The organism is Streptomyces sp. NPDC001380, from assembly GCF_042895785.1.
Classification (GTDB): Bacteria; Actinomycetota; Actinomycetes; order Streptomycetales; family Streptomycetaceae; genus Peterkaempfera.
Window position 1 is genome coordinate 1 of sequence record NZ_JBIAWP010000011.1, and the last position, 23,124, is coordinate 23,124.

Here is a 23,124-nt window from a genome sequence, read left to right on the forward strand (position 1 = left end):
GATGGCCGTCTTGCTTGGCGGGCGACACGCGCCCGCCCGGGGCAGCTCCACCCTCACGGGGAGCTACCCGTTACACCACTTCTCTGGACGCAACCCAGCCAGGCCACGGCTTGGCGCTCGGTGAGTTCCGGTCGGGAGATGATCTGCGCGAGCGCGAAAGCCACTCGGTCGTCTTCCTGAGCGTCGAAGACATGATCCGTGGGCGCCAGAAGACGATCCGTCGCCAACGCCAGCAGAGGGACCGGATCCACTTCTGGATGGGAGCCGAACGCAGCCAGGAGATCGGCGCCATGGGCGACAGCGTGAAGCCAGCCGAGGACTGGATCCCAACCACGCAGGTCGGTCTCGGTCGGATACCAGTGCGTGAAGGCGGTCAGCCAGTGCGGGTCGTAGTGGCCGCACCGGACCACCTTGGCCAGGACCAGGGGCGCAAAGGTTCGCGCTTGGATCTCCGGATCTGCGAACCGTGCGGCCATCTCGTCTCCCAGAAGTCGGGCGGCCTTGGGTTCGAGCAGCGGCGTCCAGCGTGCGACCAGGGTGTAGGCGTGCTCGTCACGAACTTCAGGGTCGGGCGAGCGCAGTGCCACGCTGAGCTCTGCGACGAGGTCGGTGTGAGAGCGCTCGGCAGGCAAACTGCCGTCGTTGGTGATCTCCTGCCACAGACTCATGGGTGCCAAGACTATGCCGGGAGGCGGTCGTGAAGGCACCCTGCTGCATCCTGGCGGCGGTAGAGCAGCGAAGTTCAGCAACCAAGGCGAACGCAGTCGACCGTCACAGGCCGTACACGGCCGACTGACGAGGGTCCTGTCCCTTGACGTGGTGCAGCGCTCGCGCACGAACGGTCATGTGCTGTGCGGAGGCTGCCGATGAATGCGCTCGCGGGGGTGGAGCCGGTCCGTGCCGGCCTCGGACAGGAAGCGGCAGGGACAAGCGATCCGCTCGTCGTGCGGCTCGAGAGCACGGGGGGTGACTGGCCGCAGGAGCGCGTCGTCGGGGAGGGCCTGGACGACGTCGGCGCGGCGCCATCTGCCGAACCCCAGGACGGCTGACGGCATCCGCTGCGGCAGGGGCCCTCCTGCATCAGCTCCGGAATGGACACCTGACGCCGGACGGATTCGCCGCCGGTGCGACGGTACCTGGGACGCGGGCCGGCGGCACCGGCGACGGCACGGATGTCGTCCGCACCGCCCGCGCACGCGCCCCCGCACCCGCCGCGCACTCCGGGAGGCGTCCTCATCGGCGAGGGGCAGGGCGGTGCGGCCGGTCCGGGCCGGCAGGGCACCACGGGCCCGGAGGGCGCCGGCCGGGCGGGAGCGGCCGTCGCCCCCGCAGCGGGAGCGCTGTCGCGCCTGCCGTTGCGCCGCCGGGGCGAGTACGATCCGCGGGCATGGCCCTGAGCATGAGCGACGTGGACCGGTTCGAGGCCGCCAGGCCCCGGCTGGAGGCCCTTGCCTACCGCCTGCTCGGCTCGGCGGGCGAGGCGGAGGACGCCGTGCAGGAGACGTTCCTGCGCTGGCAGGCGACCGACGTCGAGCGCATCGAGGTGCCCGAGGCCTGGCTGACGAAGGTCCTCACCAACCTCTGCCTCAACCAGCTCACCTCGGCACGCGCCCGGCGCGAGACGTACGTGGGGAGATGGCTCCCCGAGCCGCTGCTCGCGGGGGACCCGATGCTCGGCCCGGCCGACACCGTGGAGCAGCGCGAGTCGGTGTCCTACGCCGTCCTCGTCCTGCTGGAGCGCCTGTCGCCCAACGAGCGGGCGGTGTACGTGCTGCGCGAGGCCTTCGACTACCCGCACCGGGAGATCGCGGGGATCCTGGACCTCACCGAGGCCGCCAGCCAGCAGATCCACCACCGGGCCAAGAAGCACGTCGCGGGAGGCAAGGCGCGCACCGAGATCGACGGGGCCACCGCCCGCAGGATCGTCGAGGAGTTCCTGGCCGCGGCGACCAGCGGCCGGACCGAACCCCTCGTACGCCTGCTCACCCAGGACGCCGTCTCGGTCGGCGACGGCGGCGGGAAGGTCCCGGCCCGCGCGAAGGCGTTCGAGGGCGCGCTCGCGGTCGCCAGGTTCCTGCGCGGCCTGTTCAAGCCCAGCGAGGCCAAGCGGGCCCACATCGGCGGCGCGCCCGAGATCCACGCCACGACCGCCAACGGCGAGCCCGCCGTCGTCGCGGTCGTGGACGGCCGGGTCGTCGGGATCACGTGCCTGGAGGTCACCGCGGAGGGCATCGCCGCGGTCCGCAGCCAGGTCAACCCCGACAAGCTCGTCCGCGCGACCGGGCGGTGGGCCGCCGCGGGCCACCGGGAAGCCCCGCTCCACACCCTCTGAACCCTCCGGTCCGGCACGGCGCGCGCTGTGACGTGCTTCACATCCCGGCCCTGTCAGGAAACGTCGGGCTGCCCGGTTCAAGGGGCGAACCCGCGCACGACAGCGGCGGACCCCGCGCAGACAGGAGCAGGCCCATGCAGCACCGCATCGTCGTCCTCGGAGCCGGCTACACCGGAGCGGTCGCCGCCGGCCGCCTCGCCAGGCGCCTGCGCCGCGAGGACGTCGCCCTCACCCTCGTCAACCCCGAGCCCGACTTCGTCGAGCGTGTCCGGCTGCACCAGCTCGCGGCCGGCCAGGACCTGGTGCCCCGGCCGTTCGGCGAGATGTTCGCGGGCACGGGCGTGGAACTGAGGCTCGCGAAGGTCACCGCTGTGGACGTGGACCGCAGGACGGTGGCGATCACCGCCGTGGACGGCCCCGCGCAGGAGGAACTCGCGTACGACACGCTGGTGTACGCCCTCGGCAGCGGCTGGAACGACGGGGGCGTGCCCGGCACCGCCGACCACGCCCACGAGGTCTCCAGCCGCCCCGGAGCCCTCCGCCTGCGCGAGCGTCTGGCCGCCCTGGACGCCGGCCGGCCCGTGGTCGTGGTCGGCGGCGGCCTGACCGGCCTGGAGGCCGCGACCGAGATCGCCGAGGCGCGGCCGGACCTCGACGTCGCCCTGGCGGCTCGCGGCGCCCTCGGCGACTGGCTCTCGGAGAAGGGCCGCGCCCACCTGCGGAAGGTGGTGGACAGGCTCGGCATCGAGGTCCACGAGCACACGGCGGTCACCGCCGTGGGGGCGGACGGCTTGACGGTGTCCGACGGCAGGACCATCCCCGCCGAGGTCACCGTCTGGACCGCCGGCTTCGCCGTCCACCCGATCGCCCGTGCCACCGCGCTGGAGCTCGCCCCCGGCGGCCGGATCGTGGTCGACTCCACGATGCGCTCGGTCTCCCACCCGGACGTGTACGCCGTGGGCGACGCGGCGATGGCGGTCGGCCCGGGCGGAAAGCCCCTCCGCATGTCGTGCGCCTCGGGCGTTCCCATGGCCTGGCAGGCCGCCGACGCCATCGCCGCCCGCCTCACCGGCACCGAGGTCCCCGGCGTCACCATCCGCTACTTCCAGCAGTGCGTCTCCCTCGGCCGCAAGGAGGGCCTGATCCAGTTCGTCACCGCCGACGACCGAGCGGTCGACCGCGCCCTCACGGGCCGCGTGGCCGCCCTCTACAAGGAACTGATCTGCAGGAGCGCGGCCTGGGGCGTCGCCAACCCGACCCTGGGCGTCCCGTCCCGGCGCCGGCGTGTCGTGCGGCAGGAGGACCGCAGCCGTGCACGGCGCGAGGCGACCGCGGCCTGACCCCGCGCCCGGGGGCATCCGACCGGCCGGAACCCCGGCGGCGCGACTCGGCCGGCGGTTGCGGGACAGCCCTCGGTGCCGGGGCCGGACCGGTTCGCCGAGGGGGGCGGTCGAACCGGTCCGAGGAGCGGCCGAGCGGCGGCCGCCCGTGCCGGAATGCCGGGCATGATCGGCCATGCGGTGGGTTTCCTGCTCGGCCTGGGGGCGGGCCTCTGCCTGATGTGGATGCGGCAGGCGCGCCGGCCCGCGCTGTCCGCGGCGGTGGAGGAGTCGGTGACCGCCTTCGGGGAGGAGACGACTGCCGCTGGTCGATCCGGCTCGCCCCGCTGTCGGCCGCGGCCGTGCTCGCCCCCGAACACCGCGGCCGGTATTCCGAGGTGCTGCGCCACGACGGCGGTCCGGCGGTGCTCACCGCCCGGTTCGAGCGGAACGACGCCTGGCAGTGGGAGGTCCACTACGTGTACCGGTGCCTGCGGTCCCGGTCCGCCTGCAGGTGCCGCCCGCCCGCGTGGCCCGGGGACACCCCCGGCAGCGACCACAGACTGCGCCTCTCCGCGTACGGCCTGCGCGACGGGCGCAACACGCTGCGCCTGCCCCGCCCCGGCTTCCTGCTCGTCGACTGCACCGACAACCCCTGGTACCTGACGATCCGGCCGGTGGACGTCCCGCCGGAGTCCCCGCCCCGGCGGAGGCAGCGCCCCTGATCCGGCGGCCCGCCCGGGGCGCCCCGGGCGGGCCCGCGGCCGCCGTCCGGTGCGCGTGCGGCACGGGGGCGCCGGAGGGGGCGTCGAAGGGCCTCCCCCGGACCGCCCGGGGGCGTCGCGGGGAACGGTGCCGGCGGGATGCCGCGGCGGTTTCCCGGGACGGCCGGACGCCGATAGCCTCACGGGTGTCGGACAGGTGTCCGACGGGTGGACGAGGGCTTCGGAGTCCGGAGGAGCGTGCCGTGCGTGCCCAGGAGCGGCTGGACGTGATTCAGCGCAGCGTGGTGCGGGAGATGGCCCGGTTCGGGCGGGAGTTCACGGTGGACGGCGCGGTGGTGCGCGGCCCCGGGACGACGGCGGTGGCGGTGCGGGAGCACCCGGACGCGGGCGGCGGCCATGTGGACCTCGGGTTCGTGCTGCGTCTGGGCCGCGCCGACGTGCCGGTGCTGTGGGACTGCGCGGCGGGCCTCGGCAAGACCGAGGAGGAGAAGCTGGACAACGCGGTCCGCATGTGGGCGACGACCACGGCGGCCACGGTGGTGGAGCTGCTGGACCGGCGGGGTGAGCACGGCGACCACTACGGTCCGGACCGGCCGGGCGGCATGCCGGGGTGGCACGCGGTGCAGGGCCCGGCGTGCGTGTTCGGCTTCGGCGCCGGGGAGTTGGCGGAGTGGCTGGGCGGCAACCACGTGCTCCCGGCGCTCGCGGCCGCGCTGGCGCCGGAGCTGGACCACCCGCTGGTCAACGGGGTGAAGCTGTTCCTGGGCGGCCGGGCCGGCGACGACGTGGCCGAGGTGCGGGTCAACGGCGAGGTGTCGGAGGGCGCATCGGCGGCGCTGCGGGCGCTGGACTGGCCGCGCGGCGAACGCCTCGCCTGGGCGCGGCTGTTCGTGCTGCTGCTGGCCGAGGGCGCGGACGCGGCGGACGTGCGCGCGGCCGAGCAGGAGGCCCCCGTGCCCGCGGGGCCGCCCCCCGTGGAGGACGTCGGGGTGCGGGCCGCCGCCGGGCGGCCCTCGGGGCTGCGGCGGTGGTGGGGGGCGCGGCGGGCCGGCCGGTAGGCGCGGGCCGGACCGGAGGCGGCCGGACGGATCCGCCCGCCGGTTCGCCGGCTCGTCAGTCGCCAGCCGTCAGCTCGTCAGGTTGTTGAGCGTTCTGGCGAGTTCGGTGAGGAAGTGCTGGATCGGCGTCGCCGCGGACGACTGCGCGAGGAAGAAGCCGAAGAGGGCGCCGAGTATGGCGTGCCCGAGCTTCATCGACTTGTTCCTGATCAGAATGATCAGAATGATCGCGAACAGGACCAACGCGGAGACGGAGAAGATCACCCGGATTCACTTCCTCGGTCGCTACTGCTCAGGGCCTGGTGCCGACGGTCCCGGGCAGGGACGACCGGTGACGCTCCCTCGGTACGCCGCCCGCCGGTTCGCATGCGACGCCCCCCTTCCGAGTTCCCGACCGGTCCCGCCCGCAACCCAGTCTGGTCCGCCGCACCCGCCCCGTAAAGGACCCACCGCTCACATCACATCACGCGGCGTCCACCACGGCGAAAACGCGCCGATCAGCGAGGTGCCGTTGATCGGCTCCGGCGGCGTGCGGTGCACGGAGGAGCCGGGCCGGGCAGGGGTCCCGGACGGCTCCGAGGTTGTCCGAAGATCGACTCGGCCGTTTGACCCGCCGCCACCGGGGCGTCGTGCGGGGCCCGGGGCCGCCGGCGGGCCCGCCGGCCCGCCGGCCCGCCGGTCCGCTAGGCGCGCCAGACCAGCAGCAGGGCCCGGTCGTCGTTGACGTCCTTGGCCACCGTCTCGATGAGCCGCCAGGCCGCCCCGCGGAAGCCGCCGGCCACCATCCGGTCCGCCTCGCCCATGAGCCGGTCCATGCCCTCGGAGAGGTCCCGGCCGGGGACCTCGACCATGCCGTCGGTGCAGAGCATCAGGACGTCGCCCCGGTCGAGGCGGCCGCGCACCCCCGCGAACTTGGCGCCGTCGTAGATGCCCAGCAGCGGCCCCTCGGCCGCCTCCTTGACCTCCCAGCGGCCGGCGCCCGCACACATCTGCATGCCCGGGAGGTGGCCCGCCGAGAGCAGCTCGTACTCGCCGCTGTCGAGGTCCAGCGCGAGGTGGACGGCGGTGGCGAAGCCCTCCTCCCACTCCTGGCGCAGCAGGTAGCCGTTGGCGGCGGGCAGGAAGTCGTGCGGCGGCAGCGAGCCGAGCAGGCCGCCGAAGGCACCGGAGAGGAGCAGGGCGCGGGAGCCGGCGTCCATGCCCTTGCCGGAGACGTCGGCGACGACCGCCTCCAGGACGCTGCCGTCCTGGCCGGTGCGGGCCGCCACCACGAAGTCGCCGGAGAAGGACTGGCCGCCGGCGGGCTTGAGCGCCACCTCGGCGTGCCAGCCGGCCGGCAGCGGCGGGATCTGGCTCTGCACCCGCAGCCGCTCGCGCAGGTCGAAGAGCATGGAGCCGCCGCGCCGCCAGGGCACGCCGACCCGGCTGCGGAACTGGGCGAGGAGCAGCCCGGCGATGCCGACGGCACCGACGACCAGCGCCGCGCCCGGGGTGACGCCGGCCTGGTAGGACCCCGGTCCCCCGGAGGCGGCGCGCTCGGCGGCGTGCACCACGGACTCGACGGAGAGCCCGGCGGCGGCCGCCGCGTAGAGGAGCACCAGGCTGCTGGGCCGCAGCAGGAAGGCGCCGGCGAGGATGGGCAGGACCAGGGCGGTGGGCGGGCACCAGACGGGCTGCCGGATGTTGAGGACGACCAGCAGCGGGCAGAGGGCGAGCAGGACGCCGAAGGCGAGCCAGTCGGAGGCGTCCCCGCGGAAGTAGTCGACCCCGGTGCGGCGCAGCCTGCGGTAGGCCCGGCGGAGCGCCTTGCGCACCCGGGCCGTCGCGGTCGTCCGGGGTGCGGTGCCCGGCCTGCTGCCTGCCATGGGGCACGACCTTATCCAGCCGCCGCGCACGCGTCGACGTCCGGCGCCGGCGGAAGGCCCGTCTTCGGCCGTTCCGGGACGTTCGGGGGGTTGCGGCGGCGCGGCGGCGCACGGGTGCGCGCGGGGGTGCGTGCCGTCGGCACGCGCCGGGGGGCCGGCCCGCGGCCGGGCGTACCGGCCGGGGACGGCCGGCTCGGGAAAGGGTGCGCCGGGGTCCGGGTCGGCGGTACGCCGGGGGCTGAAGACGCAGAGGGCCGGGATACGCCGGGGGGCCGGGTCAGCGGCGCTGGCAGCCCGGGCACCAGAAGAGGTTGCGGGCGGCCAGGGTCTCGGTGCGGACGGGCTGCCCGCAGACCAGGCAGGGCTGGCCGGCCCGGCGGTAGACGTAGACCTCGCCGCCGTGGCCGTCCAGCCGCGGCGGGCGGCCCATCGCCTCCGGGGTGTGCTCGGGGCGGACGGTGTCGATGCGGCCCGCCGCGACACCGTCGTGCATCAGCAGCACCAGGTCGTCCCAGAGGGCGTCCCACTCGGCGCGATCGAGGTCGCGGCCGGCCCGGTGCGGGTGGATGCCCTGCCGGAAGAGCACCTCGGCCCGGTAGATGTTGCCGACGCCGGCCACGGCCTTCTGGTCCATGAGCAGCGCGGCGACGGAGGTGCGGCTGCGGGAGACCCGCTGCCAGCCGCGGTCCGGGGAGTCGCCGGGGCGCAGCGGGTCGGGGCCGAGGCGGGCGTGCAGGGCGTCCTTCTCGGCGGGGGTGTACAGCTCGCAGGCGGCCGGGCCGCGCAGGTCGGCGTGGGCGTCCTCGCTCTCCAGCCGCAGCCGGACGGCGCCGACCGGCGCGGGCGCGGGCGCGCCGCCGAAGGCGACCTTCCCGTACAGGCCGAGGTGGATGTGGACCCAGCCGGCGGCGCCGAAGCCGAGGAGGAGGTGCTTGCCGTGGGCGTCGGCCTCCTCCAGCACCCGGCCGTCGACGAGCGCCGCGCTCTCCGCGAAGCGGCCCTGGGGGCTGGAGGCGCGGACGGGCCGGCCGCCGAACACCCGCAGGTGTGCGGCGGCCAGCCGGTGGATGGTGTGGCCCTCGGGCACCGGTCCGTCCTCGGGGCTCAGGACTCCTGCGGGTGGTGGGCCGGGATCGGCGGGAGCGCCCCGGTGGTCTCGTACTCGCTGAGCATCGCGATGCGGCGGGTGTGGCGCTCGGCCCCGGAGTACGGGGTGCTGAGGAAGACCTCGACGAAGCGGGTCGCCTCCTCCTGGGTGTGCATGCGGGCGCCGACGCTGACGACGTTGGCGTTGTTGTGCTCGCGGCCGAGCATGGCGGTCTCGTCGCTCCAGGCGAGGGCCGCGCGCACGCCCTTGACCTTGTTGGCGGCGATGGCCTCGCCGTTGCCGGAGCCGCCGATGACGACGCCCAGGGCCTCGGGGTCGGCGGCGGTGCGCTCGGCGGCCCGCAGGCAGAACGGCGGGTAGTCGTCCTCGGCGTCGTAGAGGTGCGGCCCGCAGTCGACGGGCTCGTGGCCGGCGGCCTTCAGCCACTGCACGAGGTGCTGCTTCAGGTCGTATCCGGCGTGGTCGGATCCCAGGTACACGCGCATGTACAGGAGTGTGACACGGAGCACGGGGCAGGGGCGGCCCGGGGTCGGCCAGGTGGGGCACCGCTGAGCTGCGCCTTTCCGGTGAGGGGGTTCCGAAAATCGGACAGAGCGGTTACGTTGCCCGAATTGCGCGGTCCCGTCCCCCGCTCTCGGGCAACCGCTGCCGAGGGCTGTCCCCACCGCGCGGAAAGGCAGCAGTCAGCAGATGAGCACGGAAACGACCCCCGGGAAGCAGGTCCGCGCCGACGCCGGCGCACCCCCCTCCCCCGGCACGTCCGGCACGGCGCCCGCGGGCCGCGGCGGCCGGGGCGCCCAGGGCGGCCCCGGCGACGGCGGCCTGCAGGCAGGGCTCAAGAACCGGCACCTGTCGATGATCGCCATCGGCGGCGTCATCGGCGCCGGCCTCTTCGTCGGCTCCGGCGCGGGCATCGCCGCGACGGGCCCCGGCATCCTCCTCTCCTACGCGCTGGCCGGCCTGGTGGTCGTCCTCGTGATGCGGATGCTGGGCGAGATGGCGGCCGCGGACCCGCAGTCCGGGTCCTTCTCGGCGTACGCGGACCGGGCGCTGGGCCGCTGGGCCGGCTTCTCGATCGGGTGGCTGTACTGGTTCTTCTGGGTGGTGGTGCTGGCGGTGGAGGCCACCGCGGGTGCCACGATCCTCAACCACTGGATCCCCGCGGTGCCGCAGTGGGCGTTCGCCCTGGCCGTGATGGGCGTGCTGACCGCGACCAACCTCTTCTCGGTGTCGTCCTACGGCGAGTTCGAGTTCTGGTTCGCCGGGATCAAGGTGGTGGCGATCGTCGCCTTCATCGTGGTGGGCGCGCTGGCGGTGTTCGGCGTGCTGCCGGGCACCCACGCGGTCGGGGCGAGCAACCTGACCGGGCACGGCGGCTTCCTGCCGAACGGCGTCGGCGCCGTCTTCACCGGCATGCTCACCGTGGTCTTCGCCTTCATGGGCAGCGAGATCGTGACCCTGGCGGCGGGCGAGTCCGCCGAGCCGGAGAAGGCCGTGAGCCGGGCCACCAACAGCGTGATCTGGCGGATCGCGGTCTTCTACCTGGGCTCCATCGCCATCGTGGTGACCCTGCTGCCGTGGGACGCCTCCTCGGTGGCGGAGAGCCCGTACGTCGCGGTCCTCAAGCACGTCGGCATCCCGGGCGCCGCCCAGGTGATGGACGTGATCGTGCTCACCGCCGTGCTGTCCTGCCTGAACTCGGGCCTGTACACGGCCTCCCGGATGGCCTTCTCGCTGGGCCGCCGCGGCGACGCGCCGAAGGCGTTCGCGAGCGTCAGCGGGCGGGGCGTGCCGCGGGTGGCGATCCTGGCGTCGGTGGTCTTCGGCTTTGTCGCGGTGTTCTTCAACTACACCTCGCCGGACACCGTCTTCCAGTTCCTGCTGAACTCCTCCGGCGCGGTCGCGCTCTTCGTGTGGCTGGTGATCTGCTTCTCGCAGCTGCGGATGCGGCGGATCCACGAGCGGGAGGACCCGGCGCGCCTCACCGTGCGGATGTGGCTCTACCCGTACCTGACCTGGGCGGCCATCGGCCTGATCGGCTTCGTCGTGGTCTACATGTTCACCACGCACGACGGCCGGACGCAGATGGTGCTCTCGCTGGCGGCGGCGGCACTGGTGCTGGTCGCCTCGGCGGTGGTGCAGCGGCGGCGGCGCGGGAACGCACAGGCCGCGGAGGCCGCGGGGTCCGCGGCGGGCGCCGGCGCGGCGCGCTGAGCCCGCCCGGTCCGCGACGGGCGCACGCACGCCGGAGGCCGGCGGCCGGCCTGGGGGGTCGGCCGCCGGCCTCCGGCGTGCTGCGGGACGGTTCAGCCGCGGCGGCCGGCCACCCGCCAGGCGAGCGGCAGGGCGCCCATGGCGACGGCGATCTTCAGGGCGTCGCCGGGCAGGTAGGGGTACAGGCCCAGCTCGGCAGCGCGGCCGAGGGAGACGTGCAGCGAGGCCGCCAGGTACGGCACGCCGACGGCGTAGACGGCGAGGTTGCCCAGGGCCATCGCACCCGCGGTGCGCAGCGGGCCGCGGTCGGCGCCGCGGCGGGCGAGCGCGCCCACCAGGCCGGCGGCCAGCACCATGCCGACGACGTAGCCGAGGGTGGCCAGGCCGGCGCCGGAGGCGCCCTCGGAGAACCAGGGCAGCCCGGCCACGCCGGCCAGCAGGTACAGGCCGAGCGAGGCGGCGCCGCGGCGGGCGCCCAGGGCGCTGCCGACGAGCAGGGCGGCGAAGGTCTGGCCGGTCACCGGCACCGGGGAGCCGGGGACCGGGACGCTCAGCTGCGCGGCCAGGCCGGTGAGGGCGGCACCGCCCACCACCAGGGCGGCGTCGCGGGCCAGGGCGCGGGCGCCCTCGGCGGCGGGCAGCAGGTCGGCGAGGACGGCGCCGGGGCGGGTCGTGGCGGTGGCGGTGCTCATGCGCGGGTCTCCGGTGGTGGGGGTCGGGGGCGCGTCCGCGGACGCGGGGGCGCACGCGGACACCTGTGAACGTACTCGGGCGGCCGCGGCGGCTCCCATGCAGGTGCCGACAGAGCCGGGGGGCGGTGCGTTGTGCACTCCGCACTGCCACGGAGCGCGAGCGGGTGTCCCGGATGCCGGGCATGCGCAGTTCGTCCTTGCGCCGGGCCGCCGGGCGTCCGGAGGACGGGGCGCTGCCCTGCAGTCGACCACGTCTGAACCCGTCCCGATGCCCCACTCCCCCGCGACGACCCCGACGACCCCGGAAAGCCCGGCGCGCCCGACAGGACCGGTGGGCCCGGCAGCCCCGGCGGACGCGACGGCCGCGGCGCCCGGGGAGGCGCCCGCGCCGGGCCTGACCGCCGCCCTGGCGCTGGTCGGCGCGGTGCGCGGACGGCGGCGCGCCCGGGACTGAGCCGGCCCGGGCCCGAGCCGACCGGGCCCGAGCGGTGCACGACACGGGCCGGGCCCCGGACCGCGGTGCGGTCCGGGGCCAGGCCACGGGAGGACGGGGGTCACTCGAAGGAGGGGCCCACGGTCCGGGTGCGCTTGATCTCGTAGAAGCCGGGGGTGCCGGCGACCAGGAGCGTGCCGTCCCACAGCCGGCCGGCGGCCTCGCCGCGCGGCACGGGCGTCACCACCGGGCCGAAGAAGGCGATCTGCTCGCCGTCGGCGCCGGGCACCGCGATGACCGGGGTGCCGACGTCCTCGCCGACCAGGGTGATGCCCTCCTTGTGGGAGGCCCGCAGCGCCTCGTCGTACGCGTCGCTGTCAGCCGCGGCGGCCAGCTCGCGGGGCAGGCCCGCCTCCTCCAGGGCGTCCTCGATCGTCGCGCGGTCGCGCGGCAGGCCCTGGTGGTGGAAGCGGGTGCCCAGCGCCGTGTACAGCGGGCCGAGCACGTCGTCGCCGTGCTGCGCCGCGGCGGCGATGCAGACCCGGACCGGGCCCCACGCCTCGTCCAGGAACGACCGGTACTGCTCGGGCAGGTCGCGGCCCTCGTTGAGCACGGCGAGGCTCATCACGTGCCAGCGGGTGCGCACCGGGCGCACCTGCTGCACCTCCAGCATCCAGCGGGAGGTGATCCACGCCCAGGGGCAGAGCGGGTCGAACCAGAAGTCGGCGGTCGTGGCCCCGTCTGCGGTCTCTGCGGTCTCTGCGGTCTCGGCGGTGTGCGCGGTCTCTGCGGTCACGGTTCCCATCCTCGTCGGCACGGCGGTGTCCAGGACGCCCAACGCGACACGCCCGCGGAGCATTCCCCGGCGCCGGACCCGGCCCGGGACCCGGCGGCAGCAGGCCGCCCGCGGGCGCGGCGGGCGGCCCCCGGGGGGCGGCGGGGCGGCCCCCGGGGACGGCGCCGGCGCCGGGGGCACCCCCGGGAAGGGGGCCGCGTGGGAGGATGCGGGAGGGCGGCCCACCGGTCGCGACCTGCCCAGACCTCACCTGACCGCCGCAAGCCGGACAAGCCGCACACGGACGAGGGAGTACCGCAGTGCCGGGACGAAACCTGACCCGCGAGGAGGCCCGCGAGCGGGCCCGGATCCTGACGGTGGACGCGTACGACGTCCACCTCGACCTGCGCTCCGCCGCCGTGCCGGTGGACGACGGGACGGCGGGGACGTTCCGCTCCCGCACGACGGTGCGGTTCCGCTGCTCCGAGCCGGGCGCCGCGACCTTCCTCGACCTGCTCGCCCCCGCCGTGCACTCCGTCGTCCTCAACGGCCGCGCGCTGGACCCGGCCGAGGTCTTCGACGGCTCCCGGATCGCGGTGGAGGGCCTGGCCGAGGCCAACGAGCTGACGGTGGAGGCCGAGTGCGCCTACAGCCGCACCGGCGAGGGCCTGCACCGCTTCACCGACCCGGTGGACGGCGAGACCTACCTCTACACCCAGTACGAGCCGGCCGACGCCCGCCGGGTCTTCGCGACCTTCGAGCAGCCCGACCTCAAGGCGCCCTTCACCTTCTCCGTGACCGCGCCGGCCCTGTGGGAGGTGTTCTCCAACTCGGCCCCCGAGGGCGACCCCGAGGACGGCGGGCCCGACGGGGAGGGCCTGCGGACCTGGCGGTTCGCCCCGACCCTGCCGATCTCCACCTACATCACCGCCGTCGTCGCCGGCCCCTACCACGTGGAGCGCGACCACTACCGGCGCGAGCTGCCGGACGGCACCGTCCTGGAGATCCCGCTGGGCGCCCTGTGCCGCCGGTCGCTGGCGAAGCACTTCGACGCCGACGAGGTCTTCACCGTGACCAAGCAGGGCCTGGACTTCTTCCACGGCGCGTTCGACTACCCCTACCCCTTCGGCAAGTACGACCAGGCGTTCGTGCCCGAGTACAACCTCGGCGCCATGGAGAACCCCGGCTGCGTCACCTTCCGCGAGGAGTACGTCTTCCGCTCGAAGGTCACCGAGGCCGCGTACGAGGGCCGCGCCACCGTGGTGCTGCACGAGATGGCGCACATGTGGTTCGGCGACCTCGTCACCATGCAGTGGTGGGACGACCTGTGGCTCAAGGAGTCCTTCGCCGACTTCATGGGCACCTTCGCGCTGGTGGAGGCCACCCGGTACCAGGCCGGCTGGACCACCTTCGCCAACCGGCGCAAGGCGTGGGCGTACCGGCAGGACCAGCTGCCCACCACCCACCCGGTCACCGCCGACATCCGGGACCTGGAGGACGCCAAGCTCAACTTCGACGGCATCACCTACGCCAAGGGCGCCTCCGTGCTCAAGCAGCTGGTGGCGTACGTCGGCCGGGACGCCTTCTTCGAGGGCGCGCGGCGCTACTTCCGGCGGCACGCCTTCGGCAACACCGTGCTCGGCGACCTGCTCGCGGTCCTCGGCGAGACCTCCGGGCGGGGCGCCGACGCCATGGCGGAGTGGTCCCGGGCCTGGCTGCAGACGGCCGGCGTCAACACCCTCACCCCCGAGGTCGCGGTGGACGGCGACGGCCGGATCACCGAGCTGGCCGTCGTCCAGGAGGCCGCCGCCTCCCACCCCGGGCTGCGCCCGCACCGGGTCGCCGTCGGCCTCTACGGCCGCGACGCCTCCGGCGCCCTGGTCCGCACCGCCCGCGCCGAGCTCGACGTCACCGGCGCCCGGACCGTCGTCGCCGAGCTGGCCGGGCAGCCGCGCCCGGAGCTGGTCCTGGTCAACGACGACGACCTGACGTACTGCAAGGTCCGTTTCGACGACGCCTCGCTCGCGGCCCTGCGCGAGGGCCTCGGCGACGTCGCCGAGCCGCTGGCCCGGGCCCTGGCCTGGTCCGCGGTGTGGAACATGACCCGCGACGGCGTGCTGCCCGCCCGCGAGTACCTGGCCCTGGTGCTGCGCTTCGCCGGGCGCGAGTCGGACATCGGCGTGCTGCAGTCGCTGCACCAGCAGGCCGCGACGGCGCTGGACGTGTACGTCGCCCCGGAGCACCGCGCGGAGGCCGGGCGGCAGCTCGCCGACGGCGCCCTGCGGGAACTGCGCGCCGCCGCCCCCGGCGGCGACCACCAGCTGGCCTGGGCCCGGTTCCTCGCCCGGGTCGCCTCCTCCCCCGAGCACCTGCGGCTGGTCCGCGGCCTCCTCGACGGCACGGAGGCGGTCGACGGCCTCGACGTCGACCAGGAGCTGCGCTGGACGCTGTGGCAGACGCTGGCCGCCGCGGGCGCGGCGACCGCGGCCGACCTCGCCGCCGAACTGCAGCGCGACGACACCGCCAGCGGCCGCCGGCTGCAGCTCCACGCCCTGGCCTCCCGCCCCACGGCGGAGGCCAAGGCCGAGGCGTGGCGCTCCGTCGTGGAGTCCGACGAGCTGCCGAACGCCCTGGTGGAGGCCCAGATCGGCGGCTTCCAGCAGGCGGGGCAGCGGGAGCTGACGGCGCCCTACGCGGAGCGGTACTTCGCCGTCCTGGAGGACGTCTGGGAGAAGCGGACGATCGAGATCGCCCTGCGCATCGTCAGCGGCCTCTTCCCCCGGCTGCAGACCACGCCGCAGACGCTGGCCGCCACCGACGCGTGGCTGGAGGGCCGCCCGGACGCCGCCCCGGCACTGCGCCGGCTGGTCCTGGAGGCCCGCGACGACCTGGCCCGCGCCCTGCGCGCCCAGGAGTGCGACGCGGCCGCCGCGTAGGCCCCCGCCCCGGCCGCCCCGCGTGCCCGGTCCCCGCAGCGCGGGCCGGGCGGGCGGGGCGGCCGGACGCGTTCGCGGAGGGCGGAGGCGCGGGGCCCGCGGCCGGGAGGGGCCCGCGTGGGAGGATGCCCGGGAACGACGACGAAGGAGTCACGCGACGTGCCTGGCACCAACCTGACCCGTGAGGAGGCCCGCACCCGGGCCCAGCTCCTCCACGTGGACGCCTACGACATCGAGCTCGACCTGGGCGGGGCCCGGGACGGAGGCACCTACCGGTCCACCACCGTGGTCCGGTTCACCTCCCGCGAGCCCGGGGCGTCGAGCTTCATCGACCTGGTGGCCCCGGCCGTCCACGAGGTGGTGCTCAACGGCACCGCGCTCGACCCGGCGGAGGTCTTCGCCGACAGCCGGATCGCGCTGCCGTCGCTGGCCGCCGAGAACGAGCTGCGGGTGGTCGCGGACTGCGCCTACACCAACACCGGCGAGGGCCTGCACCGCTTCGTCGACCCGGTGGACGGCGAGACCTACCTCTACACGCAGTTCGAGGTGCCGGACGCCCGGCGCGTCTTCGCCTCCTTCGAGCAGCCGGACCTCAAGGCGACCTTCCGCTTCACGGTGACCGCCCCGGCCGGCTGGGCCGTGGTCTCGAACGCGCCGACGCCGGAGCCGTCCCCCGGCACGGCCGAGGGCACCCAGGTGTGGGCGTTCGAGCCCACCCCGCGGATCTCCTCGTACATCACCGCCCTGATCGCGGGCCCCTACGTCGGCGTCTTCGACGCCTACGAGGACGGCGGCCGGACGGTGCCGCTGGGCGTGTACTGCCGTCCCTCGCTGCGCGAGTTCCTCGACGCGGACCAGATCTTCGAGGTGACGAAGCAGGGCTTCGCCTACTTCGAGGAGAAGTTCGACCACCCGTACCCCTTCGCCAAGTACGACCAGCTCTTCGTGCCGGAGTTCAACGCCGGCGCGATGGAGAACGCGGGCGCCGTCACCATCCGCGACCAGTACGTCTTCCGCTCCAAGGTCACCGACGCGGCCTACGAGCTGCGCGCGGAGACGGTCCTCCACGAGCTGGCCCACATGTGGTTCGGCGACCTGGTCACCATGGAGTGGTGGAACGACCTGTGGCTGAACGAGTCGTTCGCCACCTTCACCTCGATCATCTGCCAGGCCGAGGCGGAGGGCAGCCGCTGGCCGCACGCCTGGACCACCTTCGCCAACTCCATGAAGACCTGGGCGTACCGGCAGGACCAGCTGCCGTCCACCCACCCGATCATGGCGGAGATCAACGACCTGGAGGACGTCCAGGTCAACTTCGACGGCATCACCTACGCCAAGGGCGCCTCGGTGCTCAAGCAGCTGGTGGCGTACGTCGGCAAGGACGAGTTCTTCCGCGGCGTGCAGGCGTACTTCCGCAGCCACGCCTGGGGCAACACCCGCCTCACCGACCTGCTCGGCGCCCTGGAGGAGACCTCCGGCCGCGACCTGAAGGCCTGGTCGAAGGCGTGGCTGGAGACCGCGGGCATCAACGTCCTGCGCCCGGAGGTCACCCTCGCCGAGAACGGCACCGTCGCCTCCTTCGCCGTGCTCCAGGAGGCCCCGGCCCTGCCCGCCGGCGCCCGCGGCGAGGCCGTGCTGCGCCCGCACCGCATCGCGGTCGGCTGCTACGAGCTCCAGGACGGGCGGCTGGTCCGCACCGACCGCGTCGAGCTGGACGTGGACGGCGCCCGCACCGAGGTCCCGCAGCTCGCCGGCCGCGCACGGCCCGCGGTCTTCCTGCTCAACGACGACGACCTGTCGTACGCCAAGGTCCGTCTCGACGCCGAGTCGCTGGCGGCCGTCACCGCGCACCTGGGCGACTTCGCCGATTCCCTGCCGCGCGTCCTGTGCTGGGCCTCCGCCTGGGACATGACCCGCGACGGCGAGATGCCGACCCGGGACTACCTGGCGCTGGCGCTCTCCGGCCTCGGCCGCGAGTCCGACATCGGCGTGGTGCAGACCGTGCAGCGGCAGGTGAAGCTGGCGCTGGACCTGTACGCCGACCCCGCGTGGCGCGAGGAGGGCCTCGCCCGCTGGGCCGCGGCCTGCGAGGAGCAGCTGCGCGCCGCCGCCCCCGGCGGCGACCACCAGCTCGCGTGGGCGCGGGCCCTGGCCGCCGTCGCCCGCTCCGAGGAGCACCTGGCGCTGCTGGCCGGGCTGCTCGACGGGTCGCAGGCGGTGGACGGCCTCACCGTCGACACCGAGCTGCGCTGGGCGCTGCTCCAGCGGCTCGCCGCCACCGGCACCGCCGACGACAAGGCGGTCGAGGCGGAGCTGGAGCGCGACCGGACGGCCGCGGGCGAGCGCTACGCCGCCACCTGCCGGGCCTCGCGTCCGACCGCGGAGGCGAAGGCGGAGGCCTGGGCCTCGGTCGTCGAGTCCGACACCCTGCCGAACGCGGTGCAGGAGGCGGTGATCGGCGGCTTCGTCCAGACCGACCAGCGGGAGCTGCTGGCCCCGTACACCGAGCGGTACTTCGGCGTGGCGAAGGACGTCTTCGCGTCCCGGTCGCACGAGATCGCCCAGCAGATCATCGTGGGCCTGTACCCGTCGCTGCAGGTGGAGCAGGCCACGCTGGACGCCACCGACGCCTGGCTGGCCTCCGCCGAGCCGGCGCCGGCGCTGCGGCGCATGGTGGTGGAGTCCCGGGCCGGGGTGGAGCGGGCGCTGCGGGCGCAGGCCGCCGACCGGGCGGCCGGCGGGCGCTGACGCGTCGGTCCGCGGGCCCGCTCGGGCCGCGGGCCCGCTCGGGCCGCGGGCCCGCTCGGGCTGCGGGCTGCGGGCGCACCCGGAAGGGCGGGAGCACGGTGCGTGCTCCCGCCCCTCCGGCGTGCGGGCCGGGCGGTGCGGGCGGCCGGGACGGTCCCGGGGGGCCGGGCGGCCCGGGGGGGGTCGGGGCGGCCCGGGGGGGTCGGGGCGGCCCCGGGGCGGGGCGTCCGGCGTGCGCGGGTGGTCGGGCGCGGATCAGGACAGGACGGGACAGGCCGGGCCGGGCCGGGCCGGTTCAGTCGACCGGCATGCCGGAGGGCTCCTTGATCCGCTTCATGATCATCTGCGAGTTGACCTCGTGGACGCCCGGCAGGGCCGTCAGCCGCTCGATCCAGAACCGCTCGAAGGCGTCGCTGTCGGCGACCGCGATCCGCAGGAGGCAGCCCGGCGCCCCGTAGAGCCGGTACGCCTCGACGACCTCCGGGATGGCCGCCACCTCCGCCTCGAAGGCCTCCACCGCCTCGCGGTCGCGCCGCACCTCCACGGTGACGAAGAGCTCGAAGCCCCGCCCCACCGCCGCCGGGTCCACCTCCGCGCGGTAGCCGCGGATCACCCCGGACTCCTCCAGCCGGCGCACCCGGCGCAGGCACGGGGACGGCGACAGCCCCACCCGGTGGGCGAGCTCCTGGTTGGTCAGCCGCCCGTCGGCCTGGAGCTCGCGCAGGATCCTTCTGTCGATCGCGTCCACGACGCACCCTTCTGCCACGCTGCGGGCCCGCAGGGGGCTCCTTCCGCAAGCCTATGCCAGGAGGAAACGGATATTCTTGCCCATGTGGAACACGTGGACCAGAAGACCGTCGTCGTCGTGAGCACCGGCGGCACCATCGCCAGCAGGTGGCAGGGCACCGGGTACGCCGCCGAGGCCCCCGGGCAGGAGGTGCTCTCCTCCGCCCCGGTGCCGGACGGCGTCGCCGTGCGCGTCGTCGACCTCTTCACCGTCAACAGCCCGCGGCTGACCACCGCCCACCAGCTCGCGGTGGTGCGGGCCGTGCACGAGGCGCTGGCGGACCCCGGGGTCGACGGCGTCGTGGTCACCCACGGCACCGACACCCTGGAGGAGACGGCCTTCCTGCTCGACCTCCACCACGACGACCCGCGCCCGGTGGTGCTGACCGGGGCCCAGCGCCCGCTGGACGACGCCGACGGCGACGCCGCGGGCAACCTCCACGACGCGCTGCTGACGGCCTCGCGGGCGCGCGGCGCGGGCGTGCTGGTGGTCTTCGACGGGATGGTGCACGCCGCCCGGGGCACCGTGAAGACGCACACCGTGGCGGCGGACGCGTTCTGCGACCCGTCCGGGCCCCCGCTGGGCAAGGTCGGCTTCGGTGCGGTGAGCCCCCTGCCGCCGGCGCAGCGCCGGACGCGGCTGCCGCTGCCCCCGGCGGACGCGGCCACGCCCCGGGTGGACATCGTGATGCACCACAGCGATGCCGACCCGCTGCTCCTGGAGGCGGCGGTGTCCGCCGGGGCGCAGGGCCTGGTGCTGGTGGGGACGGGTGCGGGGAACGCCACCCCGGAGTTCGCGGAGGCGGTGGCCCGCGCGGTGCGGGCGGGCGTGCTGGTGGCGGTCACCACGCGGGTGCCGGCCGGTCCGGTCGTCCCGCTCTACACCGGCGGCGGGGCGGTCGACCTCGCGGCGGCGGGCGCCGTCCTCACCGGGACGCTCCGTGCCGGGCAGGCCCGGATCGCGGTGCTCGCGGCGCTCCTCGCGGAGGACGAGGCGCAGCGGCGGACCGAGGTGCTGCGCGGCCTCGTCGGACCGGCGCAGGCCGGGGCCGGGGCCGCGGCGGAGGCCGAGGGGGCCGAGGGGGCCGAGGGGGCCGGGCGGGCCGCCTGACCCGGCGGACCGGTGCGGGGCCCGTACGGGCGGTCCGGTGCAGGCGGTCCGGTCCGGGTCAGCCCGGCTCGGGACGGCGCGATTCAGGACGGCGCGGTTCAGGACAGCCCGGCTCGGGCCGCCCCGCACGGACGGACGCGGATGCGGCGGAGCGCCGCCGGGCGGGTGCCCGGCGGCGCTCCGCCGCAGTCGTCACGGTCCGTCAGGACCGCTTCTTGCGGCCGCTGACCGACGGGAGCATCACAAGGCCGGCGATCACCAGGAACGCCACCACCGGGATGACCACGTACAGGCCCACGGTCTCGACGACGCTCAGGCCGCTGCCCGGGTCGTCGCCGTCGTCCCGGATGTTCGCGAAGGCGGGGGACGACATCAGCATCATCAGCGTGGCGACGGCCGAGACCGCACCGGCACGCAGGGCATTCCTCTTGTCCACGCCCCTAAAGGTAGACCCCTCGCGGCCGGAGCCGCGCGCCGGGGTCGCCCCGCGGCTCAGCGTGTCCCCCCGTCCCCGCCGCCGCGCAGCCCCGCCATGACCGCGGCCAGCTCGGCGGTGCGGGGCGCGGCCGCCAGCCGCTCCAGCGTCACGGGCCGTCCGGCGGCGTCGGCGACGGGCAGCCGCCAGTTGGGGTACTGGTCCCAGGTGCCCGGCAGGTTCTGCGGACGCGGGTCGCCGAGGGTGTCCGGCAGCCAGACGCCCAGCAGCTTCGCCGGGGTCCGCAGCAGGTAGCGGTGGAGCGCGGCGACGGCGTCGGGGAGGTGGGGGCCGGTGCCGGGCGCGTCCTCGTCCGCGGCCGGTCCCTCCCCGTACGGCGGCACGGAGAGCAGGCCCTCGCGGGCGAGCTCGCCCAGCCACTCCTCGCGCTCCTCGTCGTCCGCGGCCTGCTCCTCCTCCAGCGGCCGGGCGAGCAGCCCGAGGCGGTGGCGCAGCTCCACGTGCTCGCCGGAGAGGCGGGCGGCGGTCGACGGCAGGTCGTGGGTGGTGAGGGTGGCCAGGCACTGCTCGCGCCACCGCTCGGGCGGCAGCGGGCCGCCGGAGCCGTCCGGCGCGTAGTCGCGCTCGAACCACAGCACGGAGGTGCCGAGCACGCCCCGGTCGGCCAGCTCCTCGCGCACGCCCGGCTCGACGGTGCCGAGGTCCTCGCCGATGACGGCGGCGCCCGCCCGGTGCGCCTCCAGGGCGAGCACGCCGAGCATCGCCTCGCTGTCGTACCGGACGTAGGTGCCCTGCGTCGGCGGCAGGCCCGCGGGCACCCACCAGAGCCGGAACAGTCCCATGACGTGGTCGATGCGCAGCGCCCCGGCGTGCCGCAGGACGCCGCGCAGCAGGTCGGCGTAGGGGGCGTAGCCGGCCTCGGCGAGGGCGTCGGGCCGCCACGGGGGCAGGCCCCAGTCCTGGCCGTGGGCGTTGAAGGCGTCCGGCGGGGCGCCGACCGAGATGCCCTCGGCGAGGACCCGCTGCAGGGCCCAGGCGTCGGCGCCGTCGGGGTGCGCGCCGACGGCGAGGTCGTGGACGAGGCCGACCGGCATCCCGGCGCCGGCGGCGGCGTCCTGGGCGGCGGCGAGCTGGTCGTCGACCACCCAGCACAGCCAGCGGTGGAACTCGACGGCCTCGGCGTGCTCCTCCCGGGCACGGGCCACGGCCGGGCCCGCGGGGTCGCGCAGCTCCTGCGGCCAGCGGTGCCAGTCGCCGCCGTGCAGGGCGGCGAGGGCGCACCAGGTGGCGTAGTCCTCCAGGCGGCCGCCCTCGCGGGCGAGGAACGCCCGGTAGGCGGCCTCGCGGCCGACGGAGCGCGGCACCCGGTGGACCAGCTCCAGGGCCTCCCGCTTCAGCTCCCAGACGGCGTCGCGGTCGACGAGGCCCTCCTCGAGCAGGACCGTGTCGCGCAGCGCGGCACCGCGGGCGGCGAGCCGGTCGGCCCGCTCCCGCTCCTTCGGCGGCAGGTACGCGTACTCCGGCACCGCCTCGGGCCGGACGTGCACGGGGTCGGGGAACCGGCGCGAGGAGGGCCGGTACGGCGAGGGGTCGGAGGGGGTGCCCGGCAGGGCGGCGTGGAGCGGGTTGACCTGGACGAACCCGGCGCCCAGCGCGTGGCCGGACCACTGCGCGAGGTCCGCGAGGTCGGCGAGGTCGCCCATGCCCCAGGAGCGCTCCGAGAGCACCGAGTAGAGCTGCACCAGGAAGCCCCAGCTGCGGCCGGGGAGCGGCTCCAGCCGGGCGGGTGCGACGACGAGCGGGGCGGCGGCCGTGCGGTCGGGCAGCCGGGCGTGCAGGGTGTGGCGGCCCAGCGGCAGGTCGGGCGGCAGCACCCGGGCGGGGGTGCCCGCGCCGGCCGCGACCCGGCGGACGCCGCCGTCCTCCAGCTCCACCCACAGCTCGGCCCCGGCGGGCACGGCGACCGACACCTGGCGGCCCGCGCGGGCGACCACGCACGGCGGCAGCAGACGGGCGGCGGCGCGGCGGCGGTGCTCCTCGAGGGCGGCGCGCACGGCCTCGGGGGTGGAGGCGTCGACGCCGAGCGCGGCGAGGACGGCGACCAGGGTGTCCCGGGAGACCGCGACCGGGCCGCTGCCGGGGTCGTACTCCGTGTGGACCCGGTGGGCGGCGGCCAGTTCGGCGAGCGCACCGTCGGGCGGCGGGGCGCCGGGGCCGGCGGACGCCGCCCCGTCGGCTGCTGCACTGCCTGCTGCTGCACTGTCCAGGGATGCGGACAACGTCGGGCTCCTCGGGGGTCGGCGACGCCGTGCGGGAACGGGTGACGGGAAGACACCTACCCCGCCCGCCCGCCTGCGGCACTCCGGCGCGCCCGCCGCCGGCGCTTCTTCGCCGCTCCGGTCCAACGGCCGTGAGCGGCCCGGGCCCGCCGGGGGCCGGGGCGGGCGGCGCGGCCGGGGCGGGGCGGGGCGGGCGGCGCGGCCGGGGCGGGGCGGGCGGCGCGGCCGGTCGATCGGTGGCGACAAAAAGGACATACGTGCCGGAGGCGTTGACACCCCCGCCGTCCGAATGGTGGGCTCATGCCGA

General features: G+C 75.8%; 19 protein-coding genes. 9 read left to right on the forward strand and 10 right to left on the reverse strand.

The window, feature by feature from the left end:
- Window positions 1–53 precede the first annotated feature (53 nt).
- Complete coding sequence (locus ACFY07_RS15485) at window positions 54–668, reverse strand: DUF2785 domain-containing protein (RefSeq protein ID WP_390869120.1); 615 nt, start codon at window positions 666–668, stop codon at window positions 54–56.
- A 198-nt stretch (window positions 669–866) separates the two neighbouring features.
- Between ACFY07_RS15485 and ACFY07_RS15490 the strand changes: the two genes are divergently transcribed.
- The 5 genes from ACFY07_RS15490 (at window position 867) to ACFY07_RS15510 (ending at window position 5,434) form a co-directional block, all read left to right on the forward strand.
- Complete coding sequence (locus tag ACFY07_RS15490; RefSeq protein WP_390869121.1) at window positions 867–1,049, forward strand: hypothetical protein; 183 nt, start codon at window positions 867–869, stop codon at window positions 1,047–1,049.
- A gap of 338 nt (window positions 1,050–1,387) precedes the next feature.
- Entirely contained in the window at window positions 1,388–2,332 is a 945-nt protein-coding gene (gene sigJ / locus ACFY07_RS15495; RefSeq protein ID WP_390869122.1) for an RNA polymerase sigma factor SigJ, read from the forward strand.
- A 134-nt stretch (window positions 2,333–2,466) separates the two neighbouring features.
- Window positions 2,467–3,672, forward strand: a complete 1,206-nt coding sequence (locus tag ACFY07_RS15500) for an NAD(P)/FAD-dependent oxidoreductase (RefSeq protein ID WP_390869123.1) — start codon at window positions 2,467–2,469, stop codon at window positions 3,670–3,672.
- 341 nt (window positions 3,673–4,013) lie between these two features.
- On the forward strand, window positions 4,014–4,376 hold the full coding sequence (locus ACFY07_RS15505; RefSeq protein ID WP_390869124.1) for a hypothetical protein: 363 nt from the start codon (window positions 4,014–4,016) through the stop codon (window positions 4,374–4,376).
- Window positions 4,377–4,618: 242 nt separating this feature from the next.
- A complete protein-coding gene (locus ACFY07_RS15510) occupies window positions 4,619–5,434 on the forward strand; it encodes a DUF6348 family protein (protein ID WP_390869125.1) in 816 nt (271 codons plus the stop codon).
- 69 nt (window positions 5,435–5,503) lie between these two features.
- On the opposite strand, the gene ACFY07_RS15515 is transcribed toward ACFY07_RS15510, so the two are convergent.
- The 4 genes from ACFY07_RS15515 to ACFY07_RS15530 form a co-directional block, all read right to left on the reverse strand.
- On the reverse strand, window positions 5,504–5,629 hold the full coding sequence (locus tag ACFY07_RS15515) for a hypothetical protein (protein ID WP_390869126.1): 126 nt from the start codon (window positions 5,627–5,629) through the stop codon (window positions 5,504–5,506).
- A 488-nt stretch (window positions 5,630–6,117) separates the two neighbouring features.
- Window positions 6,118–7,299, reverse strand: coding sequence for a PP2C family protein-serine/threonine phosphatase (locus tag ACFY07_RS15520; RefSeq protein WP_230650080.1), 1,182 nt, complete (start codon window positions 7,297–7,299; stop codon window positions 6,118–6,120).
- Window positions 7,300–7,576: 277 nt separating this feature from the next.
- On the reverse strand, window positions 7,577–8,386 hold the full coding sequence (locus tag ACFY07_RS15525) for an Fpg/Nei family DNA glycosylase (RefSeq protein WP_390869127.1): 810 nt from the start codon (window positions 8,384–8,386) through the stop codon (window positions 7,577–7,579).
- Window positions 8,387–8,403: 17 nt separating this feature from the next.
- Complete coding sequence (locus tag ACFY07_RS15530; RefSeq protein ID WP_230650083.1) at window positions 8,404–8,892, reverse strand: ribose-5-phosphate isomerase; 489 nt, start codon at window positions 8,890–8,892, stop codon at window positions 8,404–8,406.
- 205 nt (window positions 8,893–9,097) lie between these two features.
- Between ACFY07_RS15530 and ACFY07_RS15535 the strand changes: the two genes are divergently transcribed.
- Window positions 9,098–10,621, forward strand: coding sequence for an amino acid permease (locus ACFY07_RS15535; RefSeq protein ID WP_390869128.1), 1,524 nt, complete (start codon window positions 9,098–9,100; stop codon window positions 10,619–10,621).
- A gap of 92 nt (window positions 10,622–10,713) precedes the next feature.
- Here ACFY07_RS15535 and ACFY07_RS15540 read toward each other — a convergent pair whose 3' ends face one another.
- Together ACFY07_RS15540 and ACFY07_RS15545 are read right to left on the reverse strand one after the other, a co-directional pair.
- Window positions 10,714–11,313 (reverse strand): biotin transporter BioY, encoded by a 600-nt coding sequence (locus tag ACFY07_RS15540; RefSeq protein WP_230650089.1) that lies wholly within the window; start codon window positions 11,311–11,313, stop codon window positions 10,714–10,716.
- 554 nt (window positions 11,314–11,867) lie between these two features.
- Entirely contained in the window at window positions 11,868–12,551 is a 684-nt protein-coding gene (locus tag ACFY07_RS15545; RefSeq protein ID WP_390869272.1) for a DsbA family protein, read from the reverse strand.
- A gap of 290 nt (window positions 12,552–12,841) precedes the next feature.
- On the opposite strand from ACFY07_RS15545, the gene pepN (ACFY07_RS15550) reads away from it, so the two are divergent.
- Together pepN (ACFY07_RS15550) and pepN (ACFY07_RS15555) are read left to right on the forward strand one after the other, a co-directional pair.
- A complete protein-coding gene (pepN, locus tag ACFY07_RS15550; RefSeq protein ID WP_390869129.1) occupies window positions 12,842–15,457 on the forward strand; it encodes an aminopeptidase N in 2,616 nt (871 codons plus the stop codon).
- Between the two features lie 159 nt (window positions 15,458–15,616).
- Window positions 15,617–18,205 carry an aminopeptidase N gene (gene pepN, locus ACFY07_RS15555; RefSeq protein ID WP_390869130.1) on the forward strand — a complete coding sequence of 863 codons (2,589 nt, stop codon included), beginning with the start codon at window positions 15,617–15,619 and terminating at the stop codon, window positions 18,203–18,205.
- A gap of 295 nt (window positions 18,206–18,500) precedes the next feature.
- On the opposite strand, the gene ACFY07_RS15560 is transcribed toward pepN (ACFY07_RS15555), so the two are convergent.
- Window positions 18,501–18,953, reverse strand: coding sequence for an Lrp/AsnC family transcriptional regulator (locus ACFY07_RS15560; RefSeq protein WP_230650100.1), 453 nt, complete (start codon window positions 18,951–18,953; stop codon window positions 18,501–18,503).
- Between the two features lie 84 nt (window positions 18,954–19,037).
- Between ACFY07_RS15560 and ACFY07_RS15565 the strand changes: the two genes are divergently transcribed.
- Window positions 19,038–20,102, forward strand: coding sequence for an asparaginase (locus tag ACFY07_RS15565; RefSeq protein WP_390869131.1), 1,065 nt, complete (start codon window positions 19,038–19,040; stop codon window positions 20,100–20,102).
- Between the two features lie 202 nt (window positions 20,103–20,304).
- Here the strand turns inward: ACFY07_RS15565 and ACFY07_RS15570 are convergent, their stop codons facing one another.
- Complete coding sequence (locus ACFY07_RS15570) at window positions 20,305–20,538, reverse strand: hypothetical protein (protein WP_230650105.1); 234 nt, start codon at window positions 20,536–20,538, stop codon at window positions 20,305–20,307.
- Between the two features lie 56 nt (window positions 20,539–20,594).
- Window positions 20,595–22,817: a 4-alpha-glucanotransferase gene (malQ, locus tag ACFY07_RS15575; protein WP_390869132.1), complete on the reverse strand. Its 2,223-nt coding sequence runs from the start codon at window positions 22,815–22,817 to the stop codon at window positions 20,595–20,597.
- Window positions 22,818–23,124: the final 307 nt, after the last annotated feature.